Genomic DNA, 11,532 nt, shown 5'->3' with positions numbered 1-11,532 from the left:
TTCCACCCTGTATACACATAAATTAGGCTAAAGCCCCGAGCCTCCATTGCCGGGAACGGATCCTCCGCCTCCTGGTTTGTCTTTCTTTAATTTCTCTACGGCCGGTGTGAAGCGCAATTCCGAAGAGATAAGGCTGTTTTCTTCTACACCTAAATGTCTATTGATAGATTTTTCCGGGAAAAATATCACTTTTACGGAGCTGAACTGATTGGCAGTTACTTTCTCCTTACTCTCTACACCTTTGCCACGTGCATTGGCAGAAATCCGAAATGAGCCTACACCGTTTAGAATAACTCTGCGCCCATCACTCAGATGATTGCGCATGATAGGGCCCAAGTCCATAAGTATACCTATAACGTCTCCTACCGAAGCTCCGCTTCGGGCTGCAATGTCATTGGCAATACGTTTTGTTGTGATAATCTCGCCACTGGAAATGGCATTAGGGTACCATAGACGTTTCCCGTCCTTGGTGGCAATCTTAGATTGCCTCGGTTTAAATTGAATCATAAAAATAAGTATAAAAAATTAATAAAAACGGACAATATATATCCGAAACAAAGATAGCTACACAACGGAGCGATTCCAAGATAGTGCTGTTAAATAATGTTAAAGCAGATGTGAATTTGATATAATTTATAAGGCTATCATTTTTGTCCCTCTCCTTGTTTTTAATGGCGTATTTGACACTCATATTAGTAGTGTTTCATCAAAGAGGTTAGAGTTTTGTTGGCTCCTTTTACGGTGTCCTTGCATTCAAACTTTAGTTTTATCAACTTCAAAGATTGGTGAGGTCAACTTCAAAGATTGACGAGGTCATTCTCAAAGATTGATTTGGCCATCTTTTGCATTATAGAAAAATCCGCAAACGGGAATAATCATATTCCGTTTGCGGATCTTTTATATCTGACGTAAAATAATGCCATGTTAGCAGAGGAGTTGTAAACAACTCCGGGGAAGAGCAGGTAGCATAAAGTGGGGGGATACCGGTAATTTGTTTATCACTTGTGTACCACATTACACTGAGGCACGATAAGTGTCAATCTAACCCCCTGTCAAGTCTTTCTTTTTAGAATACCAACTCCTGCAAATAGAAGAAAAGCATACCACTGAGGTAACCTACTATAGCAAGCGGTGTTATGCGCTTGAAGTACCACCCGAAGCTTATATGCTCGAGTCCCATAAGCACCACGCCGGCAGCAGATCCTATAATAAGCATGCTACCACCAACCCCGGCGCAATATGCAAGGAGTGTCCAGAAGCTTCCGTCTATGGAATATATAGAAGTTGCAGTGGTGGTGTCTACGGGATACATCCCGATAGAAGCGGCCACCAGGGGTACATTGTCTACAACAGAGGAAACTGCTCCGATAAGGCCATCGAGCATATAAATATTAGGTGAGTGCATGTCGAGCCATTCGCTCATTGTAGTGAGTATACCGGCATATCTGAGCGCATCTACGGCCAACAGGATGCCGAAGAAAAACATCAGGGTGCTTACATCCACTTTTTGGAGTACTTTACTTACCGGTTGCTTGATATTGTCATCGAGTTTGCGCCGTTTCTTGTAAAAAATATCGGTGTACATCCATAGCAGTCCCAAACCCAAAATAATACCTGCGAAAGGAGGCATCCCCGTCACAGCCTTGAATACGGGCACTAATAACAGGAACATCACTCCCAAAAGGAGTATGCTGAGCTTGTCCCGGTGTGTAAGTCGTGCCTGTAACTTGGCTTCAGGAGTTAACTTTTGATTCGGAGTTTCTTCCAGTGGCTCTACTTCTCCATGAAGGTACAGAGTGCAAATGATCAGCGGTACCAGTAGTGACATGATACTGGGTAGTATGAGCTGCGGTATTACGCCTTGGGCCGTGATATTGCCTTTGATCCATAGCATGATAGTGGTAACGTCCCCAATAGGACTCCATGCTCCACCGGCATTGGCGGCAAGCACAATGAAAGAACCGTAAAGCCATCGGAGTTTTTTTTCGCCCACCAGCCCTCTCATGAGTATCACCATGACGATAGTGGTAGTGAGATTGTCCAGTAACGCTGAGAGGAAGAATGTGATCCATGCTGTGATCCAAAGGAGCTTGCGTTTGTTACGCGTGTGTATTACCTCGGCTATATAACTAAATCCTCCGTGAACATCGATGATGTGCACAATGGTCATGGCGCCTATGAGGAAGAGTAGAGTCTCGCTGATATCGCCCAGACTCTCTATAATCTGGAAGTCTATTACATAATTTTTAGCTTCTTGGGCACTCTGTCCTGTATGGACAAGATCGGGAGCAGCATACAAATACAAAATCCATAAAAAACAGCCCATGAGCAGAGATGTGGCTGCTTTGTTGATGCCGAGGGGATGTTCGAAAGCGATCATCAAATATCCTAGAACAAATAGGATAACCATCAAGAGAGTCAAAGAAATCATGCTTAATGAAAAATAAATGAATTTAAGGGGTAAAAGTACTAAATAGTTTTTTGATAAGGAACAGTGATATTTACAAAAACAAGAGATGTTCCGGAGTATTTTTTCTTGGTATTTTTATCTTAGACATGTAAGTTTTCACAAATAAAAAAACAAGACCTCAATACAGCTCTTTATACTCATAAATTCAATCTTATGCTGTTGCATTTCACAGTTCATTTGTTCTTTGTCGGAGGCTGAGTTTTTTGTAAGTTTGTTATATGAATCAATTATACTGTATATAATATGAAAGCGCTTAATTTCTACGGAGCTATAGCTATGTTGTGTATATTGGTGACCTCTTGTACGGGGGCATCGCACAAAGATGCTATGTTGCTGGTAAGTCAAGCTGATAGCCTTACTTCGCAAGGGGACTATACATTGGCCTTGAAGTTGTTGGATAGTGTTGACAATGCATATACTGCTGATCTGGAAGCTCGTAAAGAGGTGTTGGAGGTAAGACGTAAAGCTCAGTTGGTAGAGTCTCAGCAGGTGCTGGCACAGCTCGATAGCATGGCTCCCTTGCTCGAGGATTCTATAAGACAAGCAGCAGAGCCCTTTATCGCAGAGCAAAATAAAGTTTATGACACACCTCTTCTCATGACTCTGCCGGTGTTGAGCAAGGATCGTAATCCTATGGTTTCTTATCTCAGAGCGCAAACAGATACTATGGGCAATCTTATTTTTACATCTGTGTATTATGGTCCCAAAGCATTGAATCACGATGCCATAGAATTGGAGGCGAAAGGAGAGACCGCAGTAGCGTATAAAACAGCTGCTGTGAAATATGACGGAGGGTTGAATTATAGATTTAAAGATGGCGGACTATTTGCGGAGCTTGTCACTTATCCCCGTAAAGATGCGGTAGAGCTTTCCGATGTAATAGAAAAAGCAGATACCCTGAACAAACCCATACAAATGACTTATTATGGTTCCGGTGCCCAAACAAAAGTGCAATCTTTTACATTATCCGGGCCAAGAGTGAAAGCACTGGCACAAACCGTGAGGCTTGCACAGCTCTATGATCACCGCTTCACGCTACGACGCATGCAGCGTACTCACGCTATTCGCATCGAACGTATCGAAGCCAAGATAGACTCTGTGGCTCATAGTCGCAAGTGACTTGTGTAGGGGTGCGAAGTCTCTGGAGATAAAAATATAGTCAGGGTACGTCTTGTGCATAATTTGCTTCACGGATTGTTTTTAATTGTGTATTTTTGCTTGATACATCAGCTCGTCCGTCTGTACACGGATTTTTGCTTGATGATGGCATACTATTAAATCTTATCTGCAAAATATTTCTTTGTAATATGAATGTTTCTCAATCGAAAATAACCTATTTCTTATTTGCGACCTTGTTTATTACGGGAGTCATATCGGGTTGTAGGCATAATAAATGGAATCGATTGTCCAAAGAGCAATTGCAGGATGTAATGGTAGATGTAACCGTAACCCAAGGTCTCATGTACACAAAAGATATGCCAGATAGTACACGTCAGGTGATATACAACCATATCTTCAGCAAACATGGTGTGACGCAGCAAGACTATGACAGTACTATTGCATACTATACCGCTCGTAAGATCGATGTGCAGTTATTGGTAACCCAGCGAGTGCTGGACTCTCTGAAGAAATTGCAAGAGAGAGTGGCGGAAAATAAGCAAAAGCATGACGAACTCAATAGAGATCCCTCATCATTCTATTATCGTGACTCTGTAAACATCCTCCGAGATAGTGTGACTATCTATCATATAGAGAAGACTTTTGTGAATCGATATTTTAGGATTGATCTTAATTCCCCTTACTACTCTCCCGTTCGTGTCCGATTCACATCCCGTATTCATGGTATCAATAAAATGAATAATCAAGCTTTCAGGATGTATTTGTATCTTGATCTCACCGATTCTACGAGACTTGTAGATACGTGTGCTATTGATAGGAATGGGACATATAATCTGGAACTCTCGATCCCTGACGGCAAGTCCGCCTCAGCACTTGGCGGTTTTGTGAGGACCTTGGCCCCAAGTCCGGGCAATAAGCCTATCAAAAAGGGGAACAACACTGTGGTTATTGATAGTTTCAGTGTGGCTCGCTATACAACTGTAGCGTCGGATAGTCTAAGTAGGTAAGCTTGAATTCCCACGGTATTCTCCTCTATTCTCTCTATGAGTTCTTTTGGAGCATTGAGTTTCATCCTCTTTTCCCCCTTTCAAATAGTTCTCTCATCGTATGACAAACGAAAGCAGAGATCTGTAAAAACAAAATGATTTTTTAAGTAATTATAAAATATCTCTTACACTGATGACGATAAAACCTCTCGACAAAGCTTGCCGATATGCCTCGCATTTCTTGGAAGTGGAGGGAGGACATATAGGTAAATGTATATTGGTAGAGTATACACCCGAAGAGGGTATCAAGCTCATGCCTTTTCGATGTGAAACATCTCATACAGTATTTCTCAATGGGACTTTATATCTCACAAAACAATCATCAAGTATTGACGGGATTCCTCTTGTGTATGATGCCCCGTCATTGAGTAAGATTCACTATTCTTCTCCCGACGAATTGCAACTGCTGGTAGATCAGTCTAAAGATTGGGAACTGTGGCACAATGATGAATAACCAACGGAAGATATATTTTTAAGTATTGCTTTGAGGTAAAAGTTCTGTGATTTGTAGGTCAACATTTTTTGGATCAATCTTGCCTGATAAGAATAGCCCTAAAAAATGTAGTAGTGAGATCAATCGCTTTGCGCCTTTGTCCCAAGGGGAGACTGAAGCGTTGCTTTGGGCTTACCGCAAATTCTATATAAGGCGAGTTTGCTGGAGTTCTTATTTATAGATGTAAAGATGCTTTAAGACCGTTGCATAGCAGGCCAATTGCTTCGTTGCTTGCGAGACTCGCGCTTGGTCATTTACCTGAAGTAAACTCCCTGTGCACTCACTCTTAGCGCCTTGCACTTTACCCTCTCTGCCCGGTCAAAGTGTCTTTTGTCGGCTTTGCCTCCAAAATCCACAAGACTGTTGACTTTTGCAACAGTCTCGCTTTGTTAAGAGCGCAATTCTATGAGCATGTAGTAGGGGGTGCTAACTCCCGCTTCAACTAAGTTGCAGTTTCTCTCGTCCGGGCATAGTTCAAATAGTTTTTTGGTTATGCGCTTGGCTTATCGAAAACCATGGAGAAGGTGGAACGCAACCAAAGTCCAATATAATAATCCTAATTTGATTATTTTCCTGAGCGATTGTTTTCTACAACCAAAATCCCGGTCTCTCCGAACTTACTTCATTTTATTGAGTTTCTGACTGCGAATATTTTCTTTCCTAAATACCCATTCCTTTTGTAAAGTATAGTTGAAGAGTACTGATACTACAAGATCTACAACAAGCTTGCTTATTTTATAGTCCAGTCCCAGACGGCTTGTGAGTATATAAGTCCCCATAGACTTGAGCATAATGCTATTGAGCACTGTGATGGTAAATTTGAAGAGTTGATTCTTCAGCGAATTGGTATACTTGAGGTCTTTTTCTTTGAATGCCCATAGTTTATTGAGCGTAAAGTTGACAAGTGCTCCTATTACACCGCCTATCACAATACCAATGAGATAGTGTATATGGAACACTTCCGTGGTAAATACCATGAGCCCGTAATCTACCATCCCCCCTATAAATGCAGATGCCTGGCTCTTGGTAAAGGTGAGTATGCCTTTGTACATTGGAGCCTTTGTCAAAAGTATATTCCTTTGGCTGCATTCTCCTTTTTGTCTCTATCATCAGCCATGCGGAGGAGCTTTCGAAAATCGATGCAAAATGCAATGAGAAGTATGACGGAAATGCTGAGCCCGATGTAGTGAATGGCGCCATCGACAAAGGTCTCAAGGCATATAAGTAATGTGAGTATGATACGTACTTCTGTGGGGCCGAAGATACCCGAGTCTATAGAGTATTTGTCCGTTACTTTGTAGCGGAGCTGTGATATAATCATCTCTCCGGCATAGAGCGATACAAAAATAAAGCCCAGAATCTTCCATGTTTCGTCTGCATAAAAGATGTATCCGAGCCCGATGAGCATAATGCCTATCCAATCGACCAAAATATCAAGTGAAAAACCATACCATTTGCGAGGACGCTTGCGGTAATATGCTAAGCGACCGTCGAGAGAATCACCAAACCAACTGATGAAAAATCCTATTCCTGAAAGCAAAAGCCAGTAACGGCTGAAATAAGTGGCAAGAACAAAACACCCAGCTACCATCATGTTGCCAATGAGCCCTATAGCAGTGAGAGTATTAGAAGTCATCCATAAAGGTATCCGTTGTACCAGCCATGCGATGGCGTGCTGTTCTCCCCTTCGGAGTATATTTGTTCTTTGGCGGTCTTGCCCTATAGACTTTAAGGCTTCTGCCATGCTTTTCTTGTTGTGATCCATGTTTGAATATAAATTATCTCTTCTTATCAAATCTATTAACCTTACTATCAGAGCTCATAATAGTAGTACTTTGTGTGAGTATGATTGAGCAAGAGATTTTTTATAAGATGTTGGTTCTATAGCAATAGTTTCATTTTGTCATAAAAAGGCAACAATCATCAACTTGTTTCCCAATCTCATACATCAAAGTTAATTATTATTCATTGTAAATATAACAAGAATTGGTTGATAGTTTCTTTATTAGCCTTATTATTTCCTTGTTTTTATCGGATTCCTAAGCCTTTTTGTGGTTGTATAAAATCTTCTTGCACGAGATAAGGTGTTGTTACGTAAAACTGTATGATGTTTCATTTTGTCAAAGATATTGATAAATATGAGGTTGTTTGACTCGAAAAATAAAAGTCCGCAATGGGACAAATACCCATTGCGGACTGACTGAATTCTGATAAATCTATTAGTTTATTTTCACACTTGTTGTTCTCTACAATAACAATTGAGGATTACAAATGTTCGATACTAATTTGCGGATCGGGAGATAGGGAATATCCCACACGCGGGGTGAGAGATAGCTCATATACACGTCCAGGTACCAGATCAAAGAAATTGTCGGAGAAATGCCCACCTACCCCATCAGCCTCGAGATAAATCTGTCGTACCAGAACATCGCACGATACACGCACTTTATATTCCCTGTCGCTTATCTTCTGTTTCTCGATAATAATATTGGGATTTGGGGGCAAGTTGAGCTCCTTAGGAGGATGAGCATATACCAGCTTTTCCGCTATGACGTTGCCATCCGGAGTTTTGAGTTCGTAAAGCAACGCCCAATCATGGCTTACGGACTTGGGCAACAGCCTTTCTATAGGCATATTGATGAGGCTGCCTGCTTTATTCGCTGCAATATTGAACGGGCGTGTCATAATGGCTTCGTACTGCTTGCCCTTGAAATCAATAGGTTTGGCGCTGAGGCGTACTGATTCTATAGTATGATCGAGATCTGAGACAACCCTTACTTTACCCCCTGTAGAATCTACGGTAATCACTACCGGAGCAAAAGCTTTTGCAGCATGATATTGTAGTGCTTTCCATTTGCCATAGAAGTCTATACTCGACCAAGATACAGCAGGCCATGCGTCATTGAGTTGCCAGTAAAGACTACCCATACAACGGGGATTGGCTGCTCGTTGAGCTTCTATGCCCAATGAGATGCCTTCGCCTTGCATGACTTGGGAGAGGTAAACAAACCTGCGGAAATCCTCGGGCTTTTTATAGTCGCGGCTGATGTACTCCATTATTACCTCATTGCCGATACTGCTTTTTTGATGATTTTTCATCACAGCGCTCTCCAGATCATAATCTTGTGGCAACGCAAACTTGCTGATGCTGGATATCATGGGGAACGACTGAACGCCAAACTCACTCATAAAACGTGGCATTCTTGTACGTAATATATTGAACGGTTCACGTCCATACCACACTCCCCAATAGTGACTTTCGCCCAAGGACAAGGTGTTAGGTCGTCCCCAGTTGGCTGTATCGGGTGAGCTCTCTATGTATTGTCTTGAAGGATCCAACAGGTTGATTCTATCCGGTATCAACCGGCCGAAGAGCTTATCATAACCATCCAAGAAATGCTTATATTCTGCTTCGCTGTATTTCTTTTGCCATCCCCAGTATTTGAGAGCTTCGTTGATTTCGTTGTTGCCACACCATACTGCAACGGACGGATGTCCTTTGAGTCTATTGATGTTGTAGTCCACTTCTGTGCGTACATTATCAAGGAAGTCATCATCGGATGGATATGGAGTACAGGCAAACATAAAATCTTGCCAGATAAGTATACCTCTTTCGTCCGCAAGGTCATAAAACCTGTCACTTTCATATACACCTCCTCCCCAAACGCGAAGCATGTTCATATGTGATTTTTGTACGTCATCGAAAAGCTGGCTCAGTTCCTCATCGGTACGTGCAGGAAGCATCAATGTGCCCGGGATATAATTGGCCCCTTTGGCAAACAAGGGCTTCCCATTGACTTTGAAGTAGAAGCTTTTGCCGTGAGAGTCATCTTCACGAATGAGCTCCACCGTGCGAAATCCTATTTTTATCGCAGCTTGATCCAGCACCGTTTTTTTATCAGCATCCATTAGTTTCACATCCATGGTATAGAGGTTCGGTTTCCCCCATCCGTTGGGCATCCAGCGTTTGACTTGCGGTAACGCATGCTTTATGCTTACGTTCATAGTATCTTGGGAAAGTTCAAATGGTTGTTCCCCTTGAAAAACCTGATTGCCGTCAGGATCGATAAGCCGATAAGTCAGTAGGGTTGCGTTATTGCCCTTTTGTCCGTTGTTTCTCAACGGAGCATGAACTTCTATATAGTCATCCGTTCCTCCTTTGAGGCTGTAAGTAACCGAAGGTTTGGATTCGAAAGCAGCTTTCCCCATGAATAGCAGTTTTACAGGACGCCATATCCCTATAGTGATCATACGTTGCCCCCAGTCCCATCCGTAATGATAGGGAGCCTTACGAGTAAAAACACTAAGCTTTACGGGGGCGTGATCATTGTCGGCCGGGTAGTTGATTCCTTCACGCTCATAAGCAGGTATAGCAGCTTTGAGAGGCGATGTAAATCTTATCTCCAACGTGTTTTCTGCTTGTAGCAAATGCTTGACATCAACCTTATACCCCACAAACATATTGGCTGTAGTCAATACCTTCTGTCCGTTGAGAAATACTTCGGCATAAGTATCCAAACCTTCCGGTGACAGATATGCGGCTGCCCATAATAACTGATTGCGATTGAGCGAGAAGTTACATTTATAAGTCCAGTCTCGTTCTCCTACCCATTGGATGGAATCTTCTGCCAAGCGATAATTAGGATCGGGAAGTAATTTGTGACGTATTAGATCTTGTTGCACTACGCCCGGTACTGTAGCATCATACCAGCGGTCTTTTCCGGTTTCGGAAAAAGTCCAGTCCTTATTTAGATTGAGAGTGTCGGTTTCTGTATTACGCGAGAATGCAGAGCATTGTAGAATCATCAAAAAAAACAGTAAAAATCTATTCTTCATATTTAGAGCAAATCTATTTATTAGGAGGATACTGGTGTACCATAGACATAATTTCTTCAAGGAAAATACGATTATTGGACAAGCGAGGTATCTTATGTTGTCCGCCTAACTTCCCTTTCGTTTCGAGCCAATGATGAAAGAGCCCGTGGGGAGCCTGAATAATATTGAGATTACGCAAAGTCATATCTTGATAGCGCTTGGCTTCATAGTCCGAGTTGATCGCTTGCAGAGCGCCATCGAGCTCTGATGCAAAAAGAGACAAGTCATGCGGGGGATTTTCAAATTCGATGAGCCAGTCATGACAGCCTTTACCTTCATCGCGAAAGAAGTGTGGAGCTACGGTGTAGTCTCTCACCCTTACATTCATATCATTGCATACTTGTGCCAAGGCTTTCTCTGCATTATCCACAATAAGCTCTTCACCGAAGGCATTGATAAAATGTTTGGTACGTCCGGTGATAACCAGTCTGTATGGGCGGTTGGATTCGAACTTTACAGTATCTCCTATAATATATCGGTACAGCCCACCCAAAGAGGTGATAACCATGGCGTAATTACGACCCAATTCGATATCCCATAGTGGTACCAGTTTCGATGTATCGATGTATTTACTATTGTCATGCATGTATTCGAGTGGAAGGAATTCATAGAAAACTCCGTAGTCCAGCATGAGCAGCATCTCCCTTTTTGATGGGTCGTCTTGTATGGCAAAGAATCCTTCCGAAGCATTATAGGTCTCCATGTATTGCATGCGTGGGCTGGATATCAACTCACGATATGCTTCCCGATAGGGTTCAAAACAGATGCCTCCGTGAAAAAAGACTTCAAGGTTGGGCCAAACATCGGATAGATCTTTCGCTCCTGTTTCCTTGAGGACGTCTTTGATCATTACAAGCATCCAGGACGGCACTCCTGATAAGCTACCTACATCTTTATGGATTGTTTCCCGGACGATAGCTTTCATTTTCTCTCCCCACTCATTCTTTAGTAGGGTTTGGCGAGAAGGCACTCGGAGCATATCGCCCAAGGCTGGCATGTGCTGCACAAGGATAGAACTCAGATCCCCCATGTGAGACTCACTGTTGATAGGTGATGTTGAGTGACTGCCTCCCAGAATAAGTCCTTTGGTCGAGAAGAAATTACTGTCTACCCTATTGCGCAGGTACAGCCACAACGTATCTTTCCCTCCTTGGTAGTGACATCGGTGCAGATGTACGAAGGGGACAGGTATGAATTTGCTCTTATCATTGGTAGTCCCACTCGACTTGGCATACCAGCGGCATACTCCCGGTACCAGGAGATTTTTTTCTCCGGCAACCATAGTCTCAATATCTTCTTTGGCCTCCTCATACGTTTGTACGGGTACGCGATTTACAAATTCCTTGTAAGGAGTCTGAGCTGTCAGACGGTATCGTTTGCCAAACTCCGTGCGCTCTGCTCTGGATAGTATATGCTTGAGCTGACGCAATTGTATGCTCTGCGCCTCATCGGCAAACCTGTCTATCGTCCTAAGACGTCCTTTTACTGTATTAAAAACAATCTTTGTTTTGAAATCCATTGCAATAGTT

At 42.6% G+C, this 11,532-nt stretch carries 9 protein-coding genes; 3 read left to right on the top strand and 6 right to left on the bottom strand.

Translation table 11 applies throughout. The features are described 5' to 3' along the window. Window positions 1–27: 27 nt before the first annotated feature. Complete coding sequence (locus VYJ22_RS00840; RefSeq protein ID WP_329904468.1) at window positions 28–507, bottom strand: HU family DNA-binding protein; 480 nt, start codon at window positions 505–507, stop codon at window positions 28–30. Window positions 508–1,066: 559 nt separating this feature from the next. After that, complete coding sequence (gene nhaD, locus VYJ22_RS00835; RefSeq protein ID WP_407989106.1) at window positions 1,067–2,380, bottom strand: sodium:proton antiporter NhaD; 1,314 nt, start codon at window positions 2,378–2,380, stop codon at window positions 1,067–1,069. 333 nt (window positions 2,381–2,713) lie between these two features. Here nhaD and VYJ22_RS00830 point away from each other — a divergent pair, with 333 nt between their 5' ends. The 3 genes from VYJ22_RS00830 (at window position 2,714) to VYJ22_RS00820 (ending at window position 5,089) form a co-directional block, all read left to right on the top strand. Beyond that, the gene (locus tag VYJ22_RS00830) at window positions 2,714–3,589 is read left to right on the top strand and encodes a hypothetical protein (RefSeq protein WP_329904467.1); all 876 of its coding nucleotides are present in this window, start codon (window positions 2,714–2,716) and stop codon (window positions 3,587–3,589) included. A gap of 188 nt (window positions 3,590–3,777) precedes the next feature. After that, a complete protein-coding gene (locus tag VYJ22_RS00825) occupies window positions 3,778–4,596 on the top strand; it encodes a DUF4296 domain-containing protein (RefSeq protein ID WP_329904466.1) in 819 nt (272 codons plus the stop codon). Between the two features lie 172 nt (window positions 4,597–4,768). After that, on the top strand, window positions 4,769–5,089 hold the full coding sequence (locus VYJ22_RS00820) for a hypothetical protein (RefSeq protein ID WP_329904464.1): 321 nt from the start codon (window positions 4,769–4,771) through the stop codon (window positions 5,087–5,089). A gap of 656 nt (window positions 5,090–5,745) precedes the next feature. Here VYJ22_RS00820 and VYJ22_RS00815 read toward each other — a convergent pair. From VYJ22_RS00815 to VYJ22_RS00800, 4 genes are all read right to left on the bottom strand, one after another. Further along, window positions 5,746–6,180, bottom strand: a complete 435-nt coding sequence (locus VYJ22_RS00815) for a GtrA family protein (RefSeq protein WP_329904463.1) — start codon at window positions 6,178–6,180, stop codon at window positions 5,746–5,748. Window positions 6,181–6,191: 11 nt separating this feature from the next. Beyond that, complete coding sequence (locus tag VYJ22_RS00810; protein ID WP_329904461.1) at window positions 6,192–6,872, bottom strand: CDP-alcohol phosphatidyltransferase family protein; 681 nt, start codon at window positions 6,870–6,872, stop codon at window positions 6,192–6,194. A gap of 521 nt (window positions 6,873–7,393) precedes the next feature. Further along, on the bottom strand, window positions 7,394–9,934 hold the full coding sequence (locus VYJ22_RS00805; RefSeq protein WP_329904460.1) for a beta-mannosidase: 2,541 nt from the start codon (window positions 9,932–9,934) through the stop codon (window positions 7,394–7,396). Between the two features lie 43 nt (window positions 9,935–9,977). Next, window positions 9,978–11,522: a GH3 auxin-responsive promoter family protein gene (locus VYJ22_RS00800; RefSeq protein ID WP_329904459.1), complete on the bottom strand. Its 1,545-nt coding sequence runs from the start codon at window positions 11,520–11,522 to the stop codon at window positions 9,978–9,980. Between the last annotated feature and the right edge of the window lie 10 nt (window positions 11,523–11,532).

Source organism: Porphyromonas pogonae, from assembly GCF_036320655.1.
GTDB classification, from domain to species: domain Bacteria; phylum Bacteroidota; class Bacteroidia; order Bacteroidales; family Porphyromonadaceae; genus Porphyromonas; species Porphyromonas pogonae.
Note: the sequence above shows the minus strand (reverse complement) of the source record. Positions and strands in the feature narration are given on the sequence as shown.